This is a genomic window from Zoogloea sp. JDB1 (assembly GCF_056724025.1).
Genome location: NZ_CM161496.1, coordinates 427,845 through 445,391, shown reverse-complemented (window position 1 = coordinate 445,391; position 17,547 = coordinate 427,845). Strand labels below are relative to the sequence as shown.

16 protein-coding genes are annotated in these 17,547 nt (G+C 67.7%); 5 read left to right on the top strand and 11 right to left on the bottom strand.

Features of this window, described 5'->3' with window-relative positions; genetic code table 11:
• Positions 1–40 precede the first annotated feature (40 nt).
• The 4 genes from AC1PPK_RS02095 to AC1PPK_RS02080 form a co-directional block, all read right to left on the bottom strand.
• Complete coding sequence (locus AC1PPK_RS02095; protein ID WP_481116196.1) at positions 41–391, bottom strand: YajD family HNH nuclease; 351 nt, start codon at positions 389–391, stop codon at positions 41–43.
• Positions 388–2,517 carry an ornithine--oxo-acid transaminase gene (gene rocD, locus AC1PPK_RS02090; protein WP_481116195.1) on the bottom strand — a complete coding sequence of 710 codons (2,130 nt, stop codon included), beginning with the start codon at positions 2,515–2,517 and terminating at the stop codon, positions 388–390. Before rocD ends, AC1PPK_RS02095 begins: the two co-directional genes overlap by 4 nt.
• Before the next feature lie 138 nt (positions 2,518–2,655).
• Entirely contained in the window at positions 2,656–4,191 is a 1,536-nt protein-coding gene (gene ubiB / locus AC1PPK_RS02085) for a ubiquinone biosynthesis regulatory protein kinase UbiB (protein WP_481116194.1), read from the bottom strand.
• A gap of 72 nt (positions 4,192–4,263) precedes the next feature.
• Positions 4,264–4,920, bottom strand: a complete 657-nt coding sequence (locus tag AC1PPK_RS02080) for a hypothetical protein (RefSeq protein WP_481116193.1) — start codon at positions 4,918–4,920, stop codon at positions 4,264–4,266.
• A 154-nt stretch (positions 4,921–5,074) separates the two neighbouring features.
• Between AC1PPK_RS02080 and argS the strand changes: the two genes are divergently transcribed.
• The 4 genes from argS to AC1PPK_RS02060 all read left to right on the top strand — a co-directional run bounded on the left by argS (position 5,075) and on the right by AC1PPK_RS02060 (position 9,106).
• The gene (gene argS, locus AC1PPK_RS02075) at positions 5,075–6,808 is read left to right on the top strand and encodes an arginine--tRNA ligase (protein ID WP_481116192.1); all 1,734 of its coding nucleotides are present in this window, start codon (positions 5,075–5,077) and stop codon (positions 6,806–6,808) included.
• 18 nt (positions 6,809–6,826) lie between these two features.
• Positions 6,827–7,594 (top strand): SPOR domain-containing protein, encoded by a 768-nt coding sequence (locus tag AC1PPK_RS02070; RefSeq protein ID WP_481116191.1) that lies wholly within the window; start codon positions 6,827–6,829, stop codon positions 7,592–7,594.
• A 29-nt stretch (positions 7,595–7,623) separates the two neighbouring features.
• Positions 7,624–8,265 (top strand): thiol:disulfide interchange protein DsbA/DsbL, encoded by a 642-nt coding sequence (locus tag AC1PPK_RS02065; protein WP_481116190.1) that lies wholly within the window; start codon positions 7,624–7,626, stop codon positions 8,263–8,265.
• 73 nt (positions 8,266–8,338) lie between these two features.
• Positions 8,339–9,106, top strand: coding sequence for an SDR family oxidoreductase (locus AC1PPK_RS02060; protein ID WP_481116189.1), 768 nt, complete (start codon positions 8,339–8,341; stop codon positions 9,104–9,106).
• Between the two features lie 21 nt (positions 9,107–9,127).
• Here the strand turns inward: AC1PPK_RS02060 and AC1PPK_RS02055 are convergent, their stop codons facing one another.
• From AC1PPK_RS02055 to ald, 5 genes are all read right to left on the bottom strand, one after another.
• Positions 9,128–10,681, bottom strand: a complete 1,554-nt coding sequence (locus tag AC1PPK_RS02055; RefSeq protein WP_481116188.1) for a DHA2 family efflux MFS transporter permease subunit — start codon at positions 10,679–10,681, stop codon at positions 9,128–9,130.
• A gap of 3 nt (positions 10,682–10,684) precedes the next feature.
• Positions 10,685–11,935 (bottom strand): EmrA/EmrK family multidrug efflux transporter periplasmic adaptor subunit, encoded by a 1,251-nt coding sequence (locus AC1PPK_RS02050; RefSeq protein WP_481116187.1) that lies wholly within the window; start codon positions 11,933–11,935, stop codon positions 10,685–10,687.
• A gap of 23 nt (positions 11,936–11,958) precedes the next feature.
• Positions 11,959–13,380: an efflux transporter outer membrane subunit gene (locus AC1PPK_RS02045; protein ID WP_481116186.1), complete on the bottom strand. Its 1,422-nt coding sequence runs from the start codon at positions 13,378–13,380 to the stop codon at positions 11,959–11,961.
• 109 nt (positions 13,381–13,489) lie between these two features.
• A complete protein-coding gene (locus AC1PPK_RS02040) occupies positions 13,490–13,972 on the bottom strand; it encodes a MarR family winged helix-turn-helix transcriptional regulator (RefSeq protein WP_481116185.1) in 483 nt (160 codons plus the stop codon).
• A gap of 105 nt (positions 13,973–14,077) precedes the next feature.
• On the bottom strand, positions 14,078–15,193 hold the full coding sequence (ald, locus tag AC1PPK_RS02035; RefSeq protein WP_481116184.1) for an alanine dehydrogenase: 1,116 nt from the start codon (positions 15,191–15,193) through the stop codon (positions 14,078–14,080).
• A gap of 100 nt (positions 15,194–15,293) precedes the next feature.
• Here ald and AC1PPK_RS02030 point away from each other — a divergent pair, with 100 nt between their 5' ends.
• Positions 15,294–16,115, top strand: coding sequence for a helical backbone metal receptor (locus tag AC1PPK_RS02030; RefSeq protein WP_481116183.1), 822 nt, complete (start codon positions 15,294–15,296; stop codon positions 16,113–16,115).
• Positions 16,116–16,128: 13 nt separating this feature from the next.
• On the opposite strand, the gene AC1PPK_RS02025 is transcribed toward AC1PPK_RS02030, so the two are convergent.
• Positions 16,129–16,947 (bottom strand): mechanosensitive ion channel family protein, encoded by an 819-nt coding sequence (locus tag AC1PPK_RS02025; RefSeq protein ID WP_481116182.1) that lies wholly within the window; start codon positions 16,945–16,947, stop codon positions 16,129–16,131.
• A 61-nt stretch (positions 16,948–17,008) separates the two neighbouring features.
• A complete protein-coding gene (locus AC1PPK_RS02020) occupies positions 17,009–17,506 on the bottom strand; it encodes a putative toxin-antitoxin system toxin component, PIN family (protein WP_481116181.1) in 498 nt (165 codons plus the stop codon).
• Between the last annotated feature and the right edge of the window lie 41 nt (positions 17,507–17,547).

Genomic DNA, 17,547 nt, shown 5'->3' with positions numbered 1-17,547 from the left:
CGGCGAAGTTGCGCTGTGGGGGCGTTTGCGCCCCCCGGGTTCAGTCTTTCTTGATCAGTGCCCCCAGCCCAGCGAATGGCGAATGGGTGGCGGCCTTGCCGGGCTGTTTGGCGGCCACGTTGCCCTGGGTGGCTTCGAGCTGGCGCTGGTGTTCGTTGTCGTGGCAGTACACGCACAGCAGCTCCCAGTTGCTGCCGTCGGGTGGGTTGTTGTCGTGGTTGTGGTCGCGGTGGTGCACCGTCAGCTCGCGCAGGTTGGTGACGGTGAATTCGCGGGCGCAGCGGCCGCACACCCACGGGTAGATCTTCAGGGCTTTCTCGCGGTAGCCCTCCGCGCGCTTGTCGGCGGCGCGGCGGGCTTCGAGGACGAGGCGGTCGAGTTTGTCGCTCATGGTTTGTTTCCGGAAAGGCGTGTTTCGAGGTCGGCCAGCGCATCTTCGATGACGCGGACCGCCCAGTCCAGCTCGGTTTCGGTCACCACCAGCGGTGGGGCGAAGCGCAGCACGGAGTCGTGGGTGTCCTTGGTCATCAGGCCGCGGGCCAGCAGCCATTCTGCCGCGGTGCGGGCATTGACGCGACGGATGTCCAGCTCCATTCCGATCAGCAGGCCGCGGCCGCGCACTTCGCGGATCAGCGGGTTGCGGATGGCCTGCAGGCGGGCCATGAAGGCTGCGCCGAGGCGGTCGGCGCGTTCGACCAATTTCTCCTCGCTGAGCAGGGCCAGGGCTTCGGCGGCGACGGCTGCACCGAGCGGATTGCCGCCGAAGGTGGAGCCGTGGTCGCCGGGGCGGAAGACCCGCATCACCGCCTCGTCGGCGAGGAAGGCCGATACGGGCAGCAGGCCGCCGCCGAGGGCTTTGCCGAGGATCACGCCGTCGGGGCGCACGCCGTCATGCTGGCAGGCCAGCAGGCGGCCGGTGCGGCCGAGGCCGGTCTGCACCTCGTCAGCGATCAGCAGCACGTTGTTGGCACGGCAGATCTCGGCGCAGCGGACGAGCCAGCCGTCCGGCGGCACGTGGATGCCGCCCTCGCCCTGTATCGGTTCGAACAGGAAGGCGGCGGTGCGTGGTGTGATTGCTGCAGCAAGGGCCTCGGCGTCGCCGAAGGGGATGCTGCGGAAGCCCGGTGCGAAGGGGCCGAAGCCGTCCCGGTACTGGGCCTCCGACGAGAAGCCGATGATGGTCGTCGAGCGGCCGTGGAAGTTGTCGGCGCAGACGATGATCTCGGCCTGTCCCTCTGGCACGCCCTTGATCTTGTGGGCCCATTTGCGGGCCGCCTTGAGGGCGGTTTCGACGGCTTCCAGACCGGTGTTCACCGGTAGAGCCTGGTCGTAGCCGAGCAGCGCCGACAGGCGCTCCAGCATCAGCGGCAGACGGTCGTTGGCATACGCGCGGGAAGTCAGCGCCAGGCGCTGGGCCTGGTCGGTGAGCACCTTGACCAGGCGCGGGTGGCTATGACCGAAGCTGACCGCCGAGTAGGCGCTCATCATGTCCAGGTAGCGCCGGCCCTCCACGTCCCACAGCCAGACACCTTCGCCGCGGGTGAATACGACTGGCAGCGGAGCGTAGTTGTGGGCGCCGAAAGCGTGCTCGCGGGCCAGCAGGTTGGTGGTGGTCGGGCCGAGGGCCGCTGCCGCGAAATCCCGCACCCAGGCTGCACCGCTGCCGTCCCGGTCCCGCTCGGGCACGTATTCGACGATCTCCAGCGCTACCAGGTCTGCGCAGCTGCGCAGACCGTGCAGGCTGTCGGCGAGCTCCTGCGGGTCGAGGCCGCCCGGTTCCAGACAGGTGGTGGCTGGCAATAGCGCGCAATCGACGGAGTCGAGGTCGACCGACACGCCGAAGCCGGCGGTGCCCTCGCGGGCGATGCTCATCGCCTCGCACAGCACGGCCGGCAAGCCGCGGCGCTTGACCTCGGGCATGAAGAAGATGCGTACGCCGAGGCGCTTGAGCAGGGCCAGTTCTTCCGCTTCCCAGGAGCGTGCTCCGACGATGGTCACATGGGCCGGATCGAGATGGGGGCCGGGGATGTCGGTCATGCTCGCGTCGCCGATGCCGAGCAGGCTGGCCAGCGGCATGCCGTGGATGTTGCCGCTATGGCTGGTCTGCGGGGTGTGCGAATCCAGATGGGCGTCAATCCAGATCAGGCCCAGCTTGCCGCGCCCTTCCAGTGCCCGTGAGGCGCCGCGCCAGGTGCCGGCGCCGATCGCGTGATCGCCGCCGAGCACCAGCGGTACCGTGCCGTCGGCACACAGGTCCGCCACTTCGTCGGCCAGATCATGGAGCAGCGCGCTGACGTTGCCAAGCCGTTCCGGCAGCGATGCGCGAGGCGGCTTTGGGGCGCTCGGTTCGTGAAGGGACTGCCAGCGGGCCGGGATGCCGCGACTGCGCAACTGGGCGTCGAGACCGAGATCCTTGAGGGTGCGCGGGCCGGCGGCGGGGCCGAAGATCGGTGCGCCGAGGCAGGATCCGACTCCTATGATGCTGACCGGGCGGACGGGCGCGAGCGGGGCGGGCATGGTCTTCCTCCGAAGGCGGTTGGGCCGAGATGGCCGTCATGCCTGTTTGAGCGGGCAGTGGTGGCTTCGTTCAGCGTCGCCGCGGCAGGCGGAGTGCGGGGTGTGATGGAGTTGCGCCGCCATGCCCTGCGCCCCCGTTCAATGCAGCAGGTGCCAGGCTTCGATGGCGGCCAGCGCGGTCAGCAGTACGGTGCAGCCGATCAGCCAGTAGCGGGTGCGTCGGCTTTCGACGACGAGTCTGGCCAGTTCGGCGCGATGGTCCTCCGCCACCGGTTGGGCCAGGGCCTTGTGCATCAGGCGCGGCAGCTGTGGCAGGGTGGCAGCCCACGACGGGGCTTCGTCCTTGATGTGGCGCAGCAGCGCGCGCCAGCCGATCTGGTCGTTCATCCAGCGTTCGAGGAAGGGCTTGGCGGTCTTCCACAGGTCGAGGTCGGGGTCGAGCTGGCGGCCGAGGCCTTCGATGTTGAGCAGGGTCTTCTGCAGAAGCACGAGCTGGGGCTGGACTTCCATCTCGAAGCGGCGGGCGGTCTGGAACAGGCGCAGCAGGGTTTTGCCGAAGGAGATGTCCTTCAGCGGGCGGTCGAAGATCGGCTCGCAGACCGCACGGATCGCCCCTTCGAACTCGTCCACGCGGGTGTGTGATGGTACCCAGCCGGCCTCAATGTGGGCCAGCGCGACGCGCCGGTAGTCCCGCTGGAAGAAGGCCAGGAAATTGGTGGCCAGGTACTTCTTGTCGGAGTCGTTGAGGGTGCCGATGATGCCGAAGTCCAGCGCGATGTAACGCCCGCGGGCCGGGCCGTCGGTGGCCACGAAGATGTTGCCGGGGTGCATGTCGGCGTGGAAGAAGCCGTCGCGGAAGACCTGCGTGAAGAAGATCTCGACGCCCGCACGGGACAGGTGCTTGAGGTCGATGCCGTTCTGCTTGAGGGCCTCGAGCTGGGAGATCGGAATGCCCTTCATGCGCTCCATCACCATCACGTTGGTGGAGCAGAAGTCCCAGTGCACCTCGGGGACGACGAGAAGATCGGAGTCCTTGAAGTTGCGCCGCAGCTGGGAGCAGTTGGCGGCCTCACGCATCAGGTCGAGCTCGTCGCGCAGGTACTTGGAGAACTCGGCGACCACTTCCCGCGGCTTGAGGCGGCGGCCTTCCGGCCACACCTTCTCGAGCACCGTGGCGGCCGCGTCGAGCAGGGCCAGATCGTGGGCGATCACCGGGGCGATGCCGGGGCGCAGGATCTTGACCGCAACTTCGGTGCCGTCGGGCAGCTCGGCAAAATGCACCTGGGCAATGGATGCCGAGGCGACTGGTTCCCGTTCGAAGCGGGCGAAGACCTCGTCCACGGGCTTGCCGTAGGCTTCCTGCAGCTGGGCGAGGGCTTCCGCGCTGGAGAACGGAGGCACCCGGTCCTGCAGGCGGGCCAGCTCTTCGGCGATGGCCGGCGGCAGCAGGTCGCGGCGGGTGGACAGCATCTGGCCGAACTTGACGAAGATCGGGCCAAGGGATTCGAGGGCCTGGCGCAGACGTACGCCGGAAGGTTCGTTGAAGGTCCGGCGGAAGCGGGTGAGCTTGGCCAGCCAGGCCAGGCGGCCGGTCGGCTCGTTGGAGAGGACCATCTGGTCGAGCCCGTATTTCAGGCTCACGGAGACGATCTTGACGAGTCGGAAGAGACGCACGGCGGCAGTAGAAAAGGAAAACGCGGATTGTGCCCGGAAAGACTGGGCGACGAAAGCCGGCAAGGCCCCTCGTCAGCGCCGCTTGGCGGGGCGCGTCGGTGCTGTTGGCGGCGTGGGTGGCGTCGCGATCGGTGCAGCGGCACTGCGGCCCAGCTGCACCTGCTCCAGCAGCCAGCGGGTTGCCGCATGAATTTCCCGCTTCAGCGCCTCGTCCTCGGCCGGGCTGCCGAAATTCAGGCTGGCCATGCCGGCGTCGTCGATAGAGAAGGGCGGCACGCGCCACTCCCGCTCAACGACGAACAGGTGCTCGCCGTCGCGGATCGCCTTCTGGGTGATGACATAGCCGTAGGGACGGTTCTGGAAGTTACTGCAATAGGCCGTGCGGGTGGCACTGGGCAGGCCATCGCGGACGCTGCTGACCATCCCGCTGGTGGTGAAGCCCGCGCAATGCCGGGCCAGTCCGGCGGCGATGGTAGCGAGGTAGGCGTCAGGGCTCATGTCCTGGGCGGCGAAACGTTGCACCAAGATGCGGTCGCGATAGTCTTCCAGGCCCTGGCCGCGGGGCAGGTATTCCTCGTGGCGGATGCCCTGGCCTTCGCGCAGATCGACGATGCGCCAGCCCGCACCGGCCGGCATCGGCACCGGCCAGTGCAGTGTGGCGGGCTCGGCGCGGGCAGCCGCGGCGGCCAGCAGGCTGGCGAGGAGGATGGTCGGTCGGAAGAGGCTCACGGTCGGTTCCGGCAGCGCATACAGGGTGCAAAGATAGGGCAAGGACATCTTTTTTGCCATGCCGGTCGTACTTTGTTACCGCCGCCGCACCGGCGTCCCGCCGTGGTAACGCCTGCTTGGATATAATCCTGTGCTTTTAGTCGCAGTGTTTGCCATGAGCGCCGATTCCAAAACCCAGCTTGCCGACCTCCTGCGCGCCGCCTTGTTGAGCGTCGCCCCCGAACAGGCCGAAACCCCCATCAACCTGGAACGCCCGAAGCAGGCAGGCCATGGTGATTTTGCAAGCAACCTGGCGCTGCAGCTGGCCAAGCCGCTGAAGCGCAATCCGCGCGAACTGGCCAACCTGCTGCTGGCCGAGCTGCCCAAGTCAGACCTGATAGCCAAGGCCGAAGTGGCCGGAGCCGGCTTCATCAACTTCACGTTGGTTTCCGACGCCAAGACTGCCGTTGTGCGCAGCGTGCTGGAGCGCGGCGAGGCTTTCGGCCGCGGCGACAAGAGCGGCGTCAAGGTGCAGGTGGAGTTCGTCTCCGCCAACCCGACTGGCCCGCTGCACGTCGGCCATGGCCGCGGTGCGGCCTACGGAGCATCCCTGTCCGACGTGCTCGACTTCGCCGGTTTCGAAGTCACCCGCGAGTACTACATCAACGATGCCGGCCGGCAGATGGACATTCTGGCGCTATCTACCTGGCTGCGTTATCTCGACCTGTTCGGCATCGCCGTGGCCTTCCCGCCCAACGCCTATCAGGGCGATTACGTGAAGGACATGGCGGCGCAGATCAAGGAGTCCCATGCAGACCGCTTCGCCAAGGTGTCCGCCGCCGACGTGCTGGCCGGTGCGCCGTCCGTCGAGGTCGACAAGGAAGGCCACCTGGATGCGCTGATCGCCAACGCCAAGAACCTGCTCGGCTCCGACTACGCGTGGGTGCATGGCTTTGCACTCACCGAGCAGCTCGGCGACGGTCGCGAGGATCTCGCCGAGTTCGGCGTGAGCTTCGACAAGTGGTTCTCCGAGCGCTCCCTGTTCGATACCGGCCTGGTCGAGAAGGCCGTCACCGCGCTGGAAGCCGGCGGCCACCTGTACGAGCAGGACGGCGCCAAGTGGTTCCGTTCCACCGCCTTCGGTGACGAGAAGGACCGCGTCGTGCAGCGCGAGAACGGCCTGTACACCTACTTCGCGTCCGACATCGCCTACCACGCCAACAAGTACGAGCGCGGCTTCGACCGCATCATCGACATCTGGGGCGCCGACCACCACGGCTACATCCCGCGCGTGAAGGGTGCCCTGCAGGCCCTCGGCCTGCCGCCGGAGAAGCTCGACGTGGCGCTGGTGCAGTTCGCGGTGCTCTACCGTGACGGCCAGAAGGCGGCGATGTCCACCCGCTCCGGCGAGTTCGTCACCCTGCGCGAGTTGCGCAAGGAGGTCGGCAACGACGCCTGCCGCTTCTTCTACGTGCTGCGCAAGGCCGATCAGCACCTGGACTTCGACCTCGACCTGGCCAAGAGCCAGAGCAACGAGAACCCGGTGTATTACATCCAGTACGCCCACGCCCGCCAGTGCTCGGTGCTCAACCAGTGGAACGGCACGCCGGTTGACCTGCTCGAGGCCGACCTCGCCCGCCTCGACAACGAGCGCGAGCTGGCCCTTTGCGCGCGTCTGACCGCCTTCCCCGAGATTATCCGCAGCGCCGCCGCCGACTACGCCCCGCACCAGATCGCCTTCTACCTGAAGGACCTGGCTGGCGAGTTCCACAGCTACTACAACGCGGAGCGCATGCTGGTGGACGACGAAGGCCTCAAGCTGGCCCGCCTGGCCCTGGCTGCCGCGGTGCGCCAGGTGATCCGCAACGGCCTGCGTCTGCTTGGTGTCTCCGCCCCTGAATCCATGTAATTGCCGGACCCGTCGTTCATGAGCCGTGATCTGAAACCTCGTCTGCAGACCAACAAACCGAAATCGGGTAGCCGGGGCAGCACCCTGGTCGGCATCTTTGTTGGGCTGATCCTCGGCGCATTGGTCGCGGCGGGGATCGCGCTGTACTTCACGTCGGCGTCGCCATTCCAGAAATCGAAGCAGGAAGAAAAGCCGGTGGCTCCGCCGCCGCCGCCCAAGCCGCAGAGCAGCGAACCCATCGCGCTGCCCGGCAAGGCCGGCGACAAGCCGGTGGAGAAGCCGCGCTTCGACTTCTACAACGTGCTGCCCAAGGGCACCGATGCGCTGCCGGCACCGGGCAAGCCAGAGGAAACCACCGAGGACATCAAGCCGGCCAAGCCCGAAAAGAGCGACAAGCCGGCCAAGACCGACAAGCCTGCCACGACCAAGCCGGAAGAGGCACAGAAGGGCGACAAGGCCAAGGCCGACGCCGAGCATGCCAAGGCCGAGGCGGCGCTGCTCGACAGGCCGCTGGCGCCCGAGAAGTACTATCTGCAGGCGGGCTCCTTCGAAGATCCATCCGAGGCTGACAACCTGAAGGCGCGTCTTGCGTTGATGGGTGTGGAGGCCAGCGTGCAGAAGGTGGACGTGCCTGACAAGGGCACCGTACACCGGGTCCGGACCGGTCCCTACCTCGGTGCCGATGAAATGAACAAGGCCCGCCAGCAGCTGGCGACCGGCGGCATCAACGCCGCCATCGTCCGCATCAAACCCAAGGAACCAAAGCCGGCCGCCACTGCTCAATGAGAGCTTTGCCGCTTCAAGGAGAAACCGTAATGCAGCGTCGTGATGTCCTCAAACAGCTTTCCGCCGCAGTGGCCATCGGCCTCGTTGGGCGGCCCGTCCTGGCCCAGAGCGGCAGCGGTTTCGAACTGGTTTCGCCGCCGCAGCCGACCGAAGTCAAGGGCAAGGTTGAGGTGATCGAGTTCTTCCATTACGGCTGCCCCCACTGCCGCGCCTTCGATCCGCTGCTGGAGCAATGGGTCAAGAAGCTGCCCGGCGACGTGTATTTCCACCGCGTGCCGGTGACCTGGGGCAATCCCCAGCTGACCGGTCTGGCCCGCCTGCACCTGACGTTGGCGGCCACCGGCGATCTGGCCCGCCTGCACGGGCAGGTCTTCGAGGCGGTGCAGACCGACAAGCAGCCGCTGCACACCGAGGCTGGCGCGCAGGAATGGGCGGTCAAGAAGGGTGTCGACAGCAAGAAGTTCCTCGATGCCTACCGCTCCTTCGGCGTGCAGGTCGGCCTGCAGCGTGTCGAGAAGCTCGGCCGCGACTACAAGATCCAGGGCGTGCCGACCCTTGCGATCGACGGCAAGTACTTCACTTCCGCCTCCATCGCCGGCTCCCACGAGGCTTCCCTGAAGGTGGCCGACCAGCTGATCGTCCGCGCCCGCGGCGAACAGGGCCGCAAGTAAGCTCCTTTCATTCGGGCCGCGGTGCGATCGTGCCGCGGCCTCAGCCTTCTTTCCTTCTCCCTTTCTCTCTTCCGTGGCTCTCCGCGTCTTCATCACCGGCGCCTCCAGCGGCATCGGTGCCGCGTTGGCACGCCATTACGCCGCAGCCGGGGCCAGCCTGGGCCTGGTCGGGCGGCGTCGCGACGCGCTGGACGGGCTGGCTGCCAGCCTGCCTGGCACGCATGCCGTGTATTGCCTCGACGTGGCGGAGGCGGGGGCGCTGGCAGATGCCGCCACGGATTTCATGGTCCGTTTCGGCGTGCCCGACGTGGTCATTGCCAACGCCGGCGTATCGGTAGGGACGCTGACCGAGGAGGCTGACGATCTGGCGGCCTTCGAGCGCGTGCTGCGCACCAACGTGCTGGGTATCGTTGCCAGTTTCCAGCCCTTTGTCGCGCCTCTGCGGCGCTGTGGCCGCGGGCGCCTGGTCGGTATCGCGTCGGTGGCCGGTATCCGCGGTCTGCCCGGCGCCGGTGCCTACAGTGCGTCGAAGGCGGCGGCGATCGCCTATCTCGAGAGCCTGCGCGTCGAACTGCATGGCAGCGGCGTGAAGGTGGTGACCATCGCTCCCGGCTATATCGACACGCCGATGACCGCCATCAACCCGTATCCGATGCCTTTCCTGCTGCCCGCCGACGAGGCTGCGCGGCGCTTTGCGCGGGCCATCGAGGCGGGCGTCGGTTACACCGTCATCCCCTGGCAGATGGGCGTGGTGGCCAAGCTGCTGCGCCTTCTGCCCAATCCGCTGTTCGACCGCCTGTTCGCGCGGGCCGGACGCAAGCCGCGGGGTTTGCCGCTGTAGCCTGCGCCGGTCGCCGCGGGGTCAATGCGCTGCGTCGCCGCTGGCTGCGGCCGGACGACTGTGGCCCGGACGGGTCAGCCACACGCTGACGAGGAGCAGCAGGAACAGGCAGCCCGACGCCCAGAACACGTCGTTGGCGGCCAGTGAGAAGGCCTGCACATTGACTTGCCGTTCCAGTACGCCGAGGCCGTGGGCCAGATCGAAACCCTGGGCCTGCAGCTGGCCGAGGGTCTCGCTGGCGATCGGGTTGTAAGCGCTGACCTGGGCCGCCAGTTGTTCGTGATGCAGCGCCGCGCGGCGCTCCCACAGGGTGGTCATCAGCGATGCGCCGAAGGCCCCGCAGGTGATCCGCACGAAGTTCGACACCCCCGACGCTGATGGCACGCGCTCCATCGGCAGGCCCGACAGGGTGATGGACACCAGCGGGATGAAGAAACAGGCCATCGCGATGCCCTGGATCAACTGCGGCACGACGATGCTGCCCGGCGCGATGTCGGTGGAGAAGCCCGAGCGCATGAAGGACACCAGCGCGAAGACCAGGAAGGCCACGGTGGCCAGGCGGCGCGGGTCGGTGTGCGGCAGAATCTTGCCGACCACCGGCGACAGCAGCAGCGCCAGGATGCCGATCGGTGCCGTCACCAGCCCGGCCCAGGTGGCGGTGTAGCCCATGTACTGTTGCAGCCACAGGGGTAGCACCACCACGTTGCCGAAAAACACCCCGTAGGCGGTGGCCAGCGCGATGACGCCGAACAGGAAGTTGGGGCGGGCGAACAGGGTGAGGTCCACCACCGGGTGTTCCTCGGTCAGCTCCCAGGCGACGAATAGCGCGAAACCCACCACCGTGACCGCCGCCAGCGCGATGATCTCGCCGGATTCGAACCAGTCCAGCTCCTTGCCCTTGTCGAGCATGATCTGCAGCGCACCGACCCAGATTACCAGCAGAGCCAGGCCCACCTTGTCGATGGGCAGCTTGCGGGTCGGCGTCTCGCGGTGCTTCAGCAGCTGCCAGCTCATCCAGGCCGCGCCGATGCCCACCGGCACGTTGATGTAGAAGATCCACGGCCAGGACAGGTTGTCCGACAGCCAGCCGCCGAGGATGGGGCCCATCACCGGCGCGACCAGGGTTGTCATCGACCACATCGCCAGCGCCATGCCGGACTTCTCCCGCGGGTAGGCCTGCAGCAGCAGCGCCTGGGACAGCGGGATCATCGGCCCGGCGACGGCGCCCTGCAGCACCCGTGCGGCGATCAGCACCTCCAGGCTGCCGGCCAGACCGCACAGCAACGAGGCGAGCACGAACAGCACCACCGAGGCGACGAACAGGCGCACCTGGCCGACGCGCTGGCTGAGCCAGCCGGTCAGCGGTACCGCGATGGCGTTGGCGACGCCGAAGGACGTGATGACCCAGGTGCCCTGGGTCGGGCTGACGCCCAGATCGCCGGCGATGTTGGGCAGGGACACGTTGGCGATGGTGGTGTCCAGCACGTTCATGAAAGTCGCTAGTGACAGGGCCACGGTGGCCAGCCGGCGCGCCCCCGGTTCAAGGGGCGGCAGCGGAGCGGGGGCGGCGCTCATGGCTCAGGCCCGGGTGCGGCGCGGGGTAGCCAGGGCCGCCGCCGGGGGGATGCTCGGCAACGTGAGCTCGGGCTGCTGCAATTCGGCGGCTTGACCACCGTTGTTGGCCGAGATGATCGCGCGGATGCGTTCGTGGGCGGCCTTGCCCAAGTCGGCGAAAACGTCGGTCTGGGCGACCGGCGCGGTTGGAGCGACGCCGAGAGGCCCGTCGCCGTCCTCGTGGAGATCTACTTCTACCTGCATCGACAGGCCGATGCGCAGCGGATGGGCGGCGAGTTCCTGAGGGTCGAGGCTGATCCGCACCGGCACCCGCTGCACCACCTTGATCCAGTTGCCGCTGGCGTTCTGGGCCGGCAGCAGCGCGAAGGCGGCGCCGGTGCCGGCAGCCAGGCCGGCGATCTTGCCGTGGTATTCCACCTTGGAGCCGTACACGTCGGCGCTCAGGCTGACCGGCTGACCGATGCGCATGCGGCCGAGCTGGCTTTCCTTGAAGTTGGCGTCCACCCACACCTGTTCGAGCGGCACCACCGCCATCAGCGGCGCGCCGGCGGCCACCCGCTGGCCGACCTGCACCGCGCGGCGGGCGACGAGGCCGCCAAGCGGCGCCGGCACCACGCTGCGCGCGAAGGCCAGGTAGGTCTCCTCGACCTTGGCGGCAGCCCGCAGCACGTTGGGGTGGCTTTCGACGCGGGTGCCACTGGTCTGCACGCGGTTGGTGGCGAGCTGCTCACGGGCCGTCTGCACCGCGGTTTCGGCGGCGCGCAGGGCGGCGCGGGCGTGTTCGATCTCTTCGGCGGCGACGGCGCCGGTGCCGGCCACCTGCTGGCGGCGGGCCAGGTCGTCCCTGGCCTTGGCGAGGTCGGCCTCCTTTTGCTTCACGGCCGCATCGAGGGCGCCGCCACCGGCGTACAGCGCGCGCACTTCCCGCACCGTCTGGCCGAGCTGGGCCTCGGCCTGCTCCAGCGCGACGCGGGCATCGGCGTCGTCGAGGCGGACCAGCGGCTGGCCGGCCTTCACCAGCTGGGTATCGTCGGCGTCGATGGCGACCACCGTGCCGGCCACCTGCGGGGTGATCTGCACGACATTGCCGGCCACGTAGGCGTCGTCGGTGTGTTCCAGGTAGCGGCCGTGGGTCATCCACCAGCCGCCCCAGGCGGCGCCGGCCAGCGCACAGGCGACGGCGATGGTGACGAGGCTGCGCTTGCGCTTGCCGTTGGTGGCGTTTGCAGCGGTGCTGCTGTCGGGGGTGGTCATGGTCCGGCTCCTTCTTGGCGGGATCAGTGGGACGTGTCGGAGGGTAGGTAGCCGCCGCCCAGCGCGCGGGCGAGGCCGGCGCTGGCGTCGAGGCGGCGGGTGCGCAGCTCCGCGGTGAGGCGCCGCTGGGCGAGCAAGGGGGTTTCGGCGGCCAGGACCGCCGTGTAGCTGGCGAGACCAGCCTTGTAGCGCACTTCGGTGAGGCGCCAGGCGTCTTCGTAGCGGGCCAGCGCGGCTTGCTGGTCGCGCCCTTCGATGTCGGCCCCGCGCCAGCTGGCGAGCTGGTCGGCCACGTCGCGCAGGGCGTCGACGAGGGTCGCGTTGTACTGGGCAATGGCCGCGTCCTGTTCGGCGTTGCGTGCGGCCAGGCGGCTGCGCAGGCGGCCGCTGTCAAACACCGGCAGGTGGATCGCCGGGCCGATGCCGAGCATGCGGCTGCCGCCTTCGAACAGGTTCGACAGGCCGATGGACTGCAGGCCGACGAAGGCGTTGAGATTCACGTTCGGGTAGAAGTCGGCGCGGGCCGCGTCGGATTCGCGCCGGCTGGCCTCGACGCGCCAGCGCTGGGCATTCACGTCGGGCCGGCGGCCGAGGAGGTCGGCCGGCAGCTGGCTCGGCAGCGCCGCGGCGACGTCGCGCAAGGCCGGCGGGGTCAGGTCGAGGCCGGCGTCGGGGCCGTGGCCCGCGAGGGCGGCCAGTTGGTTGCGGACAAGCGCCAGCTGCACGTCGAGGGCGCTGCGTTCGGCCCGGGCGGCGGAGATGCTGCCGTCGGCCTGGCGCAGGTCGGCCTGGTTCTCAAGGCCGGCCTTCAGGCGAAGACGGACCAGCTCCTGCAGCTTCTCGCGTTGGGTGACGGTGGCGTCGGCGATGGTCCGGAGTTGGTGCAGGCGGTCGAACTGCAGGTAGGCGCGGGTGATCGCGCTGCTCAGGATCAGGCGGGCGGCTTCGCTTTCAGCTTCGGCGGCGCGGGCTTGGCCGATGGCGGCGTCCAGTGCGGCGCGGTTGCGGCCCCAGAAGTCCAGATCGAGGCTGAAATCCAGCGCGGCCCGGTTGAGGCTGGTGTAGCGGCCTCCCAGGCCGGGCGGGAAGATGTAGTTCTCCGACAGGCGCTGCTGGGCGCCCTCTGCGTTGGCGCCGATCTGAATACCCTCGGCGGAGGCCGTCAGGTCGGCCAGCGCGCGGGCCTGGTCGAGGCGGGCCCGGGCGAGGGCCAGGCTGGGGCTGTCGCGCAACGCGTCGGTAACCAAGCGGTCGAGCTGCGGGTCGCCGTAGGCGGTCCACCAGGCGTCCGTGGGCCAGTTGCCAACGGCGGCCGCGGCCAGGCTGCGCTGGCCAGCCAGCTGCTCCGGCGTTAGGGGCGCGGTGTGCGGGGCGAGCCCGCCAGGGTTGGCGCAGGCGCCAAGCAGGCCGAGCAGCGGTAACAGGAGGGCAAGATGTCGCTTCATACGGAATTTCCTGTATTGGGCTGAGACTGTCTGTGCTGTATCTGCCAAGGCAGATATTTATTTCAAAAAAAGCGGCGGAGTCCGCCGCGTCGCCGGAGCGCAGTCCGGCTCACTCGTCGCGCTTGTCCAGGTTGGCGACGATGCGTGTGATCACTTGCTTGGTCAGTGCGACCTCTTCGGGCGTGAAGTCGGTCAGTGCCTGGTTGAGGACGTCCACCACCCGCGGCACGATCAGCGGGAGCAGGGCCTTGCCGCTGTCCGTCACATGCAGCTGCACGACCCGCCGGTCGGTGGTGCTGCGTTCCCGGCGGATCAGTGCCTTCTCTTCGAGGCGGTCGATCATGCGGGTCATCGAGCCGGTGTCGCAGCCCATGCACTTGCACAGGGCCGAGGCGGTTTCTCCGTTGCGCAGGGCGACCTGCTTGAGCACCGTCCATTGGGCGGAGGTGATGTCCAGGTCGCCGATCCGGTCGTCGAGGGCCTGGGCCAGGCGGATCTTGGCCTGGTGCAGCAGGAAGCCGAGGCTGTCCTCCTGGCTGTAGTTCTCGACGGTGTAGGGCTGGGCCTGGGATGGATTGCTTGTATTGGGCATTTACGGCAAAGGCAATTACTGCATAGGCAGATAGTTCGCCTTTTTCCCGCCTATGTCAACAGGTGGCCGTCACGGGGAAAGACCCGTGACGGTAATCGGGGAAACTCAGGCAAGCTGGGTGATGGCCGGCAGGTACTTCTTGCCGAGGGCTTCGGCGACTTGCGGGTGGGTCACGTTGCCGGCGCAGATGTTGAGGCCGGCGCGCAGGCCGGCGTCGTCCTTGAGGGCTTCCTTCCAGCCCTTGTCGGCGATGGCCAGTACGAAGGGCAGCGTGGCGGCGTTGAGTGCGTAGGTGGCGGTGCGGGCCACGGCGCCGGGCATGTTGGATACGCAGTAGTGGACGATGCCGTCCACCAGGTAGGTGGGGTCGGCGTGGGTGGTCGGCCGGGAGGTCTCGAAACAGCCGCCCTGGTCGATGGCCACGTCCACAATGACCGCTCCGGGTTTCATCGCGGCGAGCATCGTGCGGGTCACCAGCTTGGGGGCGGTAGCGCCAGGGATCAGCACTGCGCCGATCACCAGGTCGGCCTGCAGGACCTGGCGTTCAATGGCGTCGCGGGTGGCATACAGCGTCTTGACGCGGCCGCCATAGACTTCGTCCAGGTGGCGCAGTACCGGCAGGGATTTGTCGAGGATGGTCACGTCGGCGCCGATGCCGACCGCTGTATGCGCAGCGTTGTTGCCGACCGTGCCGCCACCGAGGATGACCACGCGGCCCGGCTCAACGCCCGGCACGCCGCCGAGCAGCACGCCACGGCCGCCGTGGGATTTCTCGAGGGCCGCGGCTCCGGCCTGGATGCTCATCCGACCGGCGACCTCTGACATCGGCGCGAGCAGCGGCAGGCCTCCGCCGGGTGTGGTGACGGTCTCGTAGGCGATGGCGGTGGCACCGCTGGCAATCAAGTCTTCGGCCTGGCCCGGGTCCGGCGCCAGGTGCAGATAGGTGAACAGCACGTGATGGGGCTTGAGTCGGGCGCGCTCTTCGGCCAGCGGCTCCTTCACCTTGATGATCAGAGTGGCCTCCCCGAAGACGTCGTCGGCACTCAGGGTTACCTTGGCCCCCGCCCGCTCGTAGTCGTTGTCGCTGGCGCCGATGCCGTGGCCGGCACCGGACTCGACGAAGACCTCGTGGCCGTGGGCGACGAGTTCGCGGACCGAAGCGGGGGTCAGGCCGACGCGGTATTCGTGGTTCTTGGTTTCCCTTGGGACGCCGACTTTCATGATTTTCTCCGTTATATGGTGCGGCTGCTGCTTAGCGCCCGAGATTACCGCGACTTGCGCCGGCTTCCAACAAGGATACGGGTCTTGAGATACTAGACGGATGATGAACGAGAATGATGTCGATTTCCTGGTGGATGCGGCCGGGCAGCGCCACCGTCCGTGGGTGGGGCCGGCCCGCATCGTGTCGCTGGTGCCGTCGCTGACCGAACTGGTGTGTGCGCTCGGGCTGGCTGACCAATTGGTTGGGCGTACCGGGTTTTGCATTCATCCGAGTGTGACCTTGAAGGGTATCCCTAAAGTCGGGGGGACGAAGGACGTGAACCTCGCCCGCCTGCGGGAACTGGCGCCGACTCACGTGATCGTCAATATCGACGAGAACCGCAAGGACTGCGTGGCGGAGATCGCCCGCTTCGTGCCCAATGTGATCGTCACTCATCCGTGCCGGCCCGAGGACAACCTGCCGCTGTACCGCCTGTTCGGTGCGGTGTTCGGCTGTGAGGAACAGGCCGCTGAGCTGGCTGCCGGGCTGGTGGAGGCGATCGCACTGGCGCAGGCGGCCGGCCGTGAGCTGCCGCGGGAGAAGATCCTGTACCTGATCTGGCGCGAACCGTGGATGACGGTGGCGCCTGACACCTACATCGCGGCGAGCCTGGCATTGGTCGGCTGGGACTGCTGGCCGGCACTCGGAGACGGTGTGCGTTATCCGGCCTTCGACTGGGACGCGCCGTGGCTGGCGGAAGTGAGCCGGGTGTTCCTGTCGTCGGAGCCCTATCGGTTTGGCGACCAGCACGTAGACGAGGTGGCCGGACTGGCTCGTCGGCCGGCCAGGCTGATCGACGGGGAAATGACGTCCTGGTATGGCAGCCGCGCCGCCGCCGGGCTGCGCTACCTGGCAGCGCTGCGGCGGGAGCTGGCCGCCTGACGACGGTCGTGCGTCAGACCTGCTGGCGCAGCACCTGGTGCGGCGCGGGTACCGGCCAGCCGTTGGCACTGCCGATCTCGGCCAGCATCTTGTTGGTGTCGAAGTACACCTGCCAGTAATGGTCGTTGTGGCAATGGGGGCGCACCACGAGACGCGTGCCGGCGGCGTTGAATTCGAGGATTTCCACGTCCGGTGCCGGCGTGGCGAGCACATTGGGGATCTGCGCGACGCGGTTGCGGATCAGTTCCATCGCCTGCTGCGGCGCGACGCTGTGGGCCAGTTGGGCGAACAGTTCGACGCGGCGGGACGGGTTGGCGGTGTAGTTCACAATGTTGTCGGAGAACAGCTTGTTGTTGCCGACGGTGGTACGCACGTCGTCGGGCTGGTCGATGGTGGTGGCGAACAGGCCGATCTCCTTCACCGTGCCGGTGATGCCGGCGCCGCTGATGAAGTCGCCGACCTTGAACGGACGCAGGATGATCAGGAAGGCGCCGGCCGCGAAGTTGGACAGCAGGCCGCTCCAGGCCACGCCGATGGCCACACCGGCGGCGGCGATCAGCGCCGCGAAACTGGTCGTCTCGATGCCGAACACCGACAGGATGACGATCAGTAGCACGATGCGCATGATGACCCGCAACGTGGCCTCCACGTAGCGGATCAGGGTCGGTTCGACCTTCTGATGAGTCATGCTGCGGCTCGACAGATTGCCGATGGCGTTGATCAGCCAGCCCCCGATGATCCACAAGGCGATGGCGCCGGCGAGCTTCCAGCCGAAGGGAATGAGATAGTTGGTGACGAGACTGCCGAGATCGAAACCGCTGTCGAGCGCCATGGTCATACTCCGTAATGAACAGGTGTAGAGCCAGTCTAGCCTTACGGCATGGCATTTGCGGTCATGCCGGATTAATTTTTTGTGGCGTGCCGTCGTCAGGCAGCAGGGTTTGCAGTTTTTCCGGTGTGAGGATCGCGAAGCGGGCGGCGATCGCCGGGCGGCGGCCGAGCTTGAGGACCAGCTTGTCACGGGACAGCAGGGCCCGGGCGCTGCTGTCCCGGGCGACTTCAAGGAACTTCTGGTCGTCCCGGTCGAGGCATTTCGGGAGTTCGCAGGCGGGTGGGGCTGCCGGTGCGATGAGGATGCAGCGGGCCCGGTAGGCCGCGGCGATCTCCGCCTGGTGTTCCGGTGTCTGCTTGAACTGGGAATAGGCCAGCACGCGGGCCAGTTCGTCGAGGCAGTCCTCGCGGCTGACGGGACGCAGTGCGCCGCTCTCGACGGCTGCGCGAAGGCGGACCAGGCTGGGGTCTTCGAACATCCACAGGGACAGCACCACGTTGGTGTCGAGGACGACCGGCAGGCCATGGGGCAGGGGGGCTTCTAGGGGATAGGTGGCCACGGAAAGGGGCGGAGCAGAGGGGCGGGATAAAACAGGAAGGG

Bases quoted from the DNA above. Each gene is read 5' to 3' on its own strand.
- ald (WP_481116184.1), bottom strand. From the start codon at position 15,193: ATGAAAGTCGGCGTCCCAAGGGAAACCAAGAACCACGAATACCGCGTC.
- AC1PPK_RS02055 (WP_481116188.1), bottom strand. From the start codon at position 10,681: ATGAGCGCCGCCCCCGCTCCGCTGCCGCCCCTTGAACCGGGGGCGCGC.
- AC1PPK_RS02070 (WP_481116191.1), top strand. From the start codon at position 6,827: ATGAGCCGTGATCTGAAACCTCGTCTGCAGACCAACAAACCGAAATCG.
- AC1PPK_RS02030 (WP_481116183.1), top strand. From the start codon at position 15,294: ATGATGAACGAGAATGATGTCGATTTCCTGGTGGATGCGGCCGGGCAG.
- AC1PPK_RS02040 (WP_481116185.1), bottom strand. From the start codon at position 13,972: ATGCCCAATACAAGCAATCCATCCCAGGCCCAGCCCTACACCGTCGAG.
- AC1PPK_RS02095 (WP_481116196.1), bottom strand. From the start codon at position 391: ATGAGCGACAAACTCGACCGCCTCGTCCTCGAAGCCCGCCGCGCCGCC.
- AC1PPK_RS02065 (WP_481116190.1), top strand. From the start codon at position 7,624: ATGCAGCGTCGTGATGTCCTCAAACAGCTTTCCGCCGCAGTGGCCATC.
- AC1PPK_RS02025 (WP_481116182.1), bottom strand. From the start codon at position 16,947: ATGGCGCTCGACAGCGGTTTCGATCTCGGCAGTCTCGTCACCAACTAT.
- argS (WP_481116192.1), top strand. From the start codon at position 5,075: ATGAGCGCCGATTCCAAAACCCAGCTTGCCGACCTCCTGCGCGCCGCC.
- AC1PPK_RS02050 (WP_481116187.1), bottom strand. From the start codon at position 11,935: ATGACCACCCCCGACAGCAGCACCGCTGCAAACGCCACCAACGGCAAG.
- rocD (WP_481116195.1), bottom strand. From the start codon at position 2,517: ATGCCCGCCCCGCTCGCGCCCGTCCGCCCGGTCAGCATCATAGGAGTC.
- AC1PPK_RS02045 (WP_481116186.1), bottom strand. From the start codon at position 13,380: ATGAAGCGACATCTTGCCCTCCTGTTACCGCTGCTCGGCCTGCTTGGC.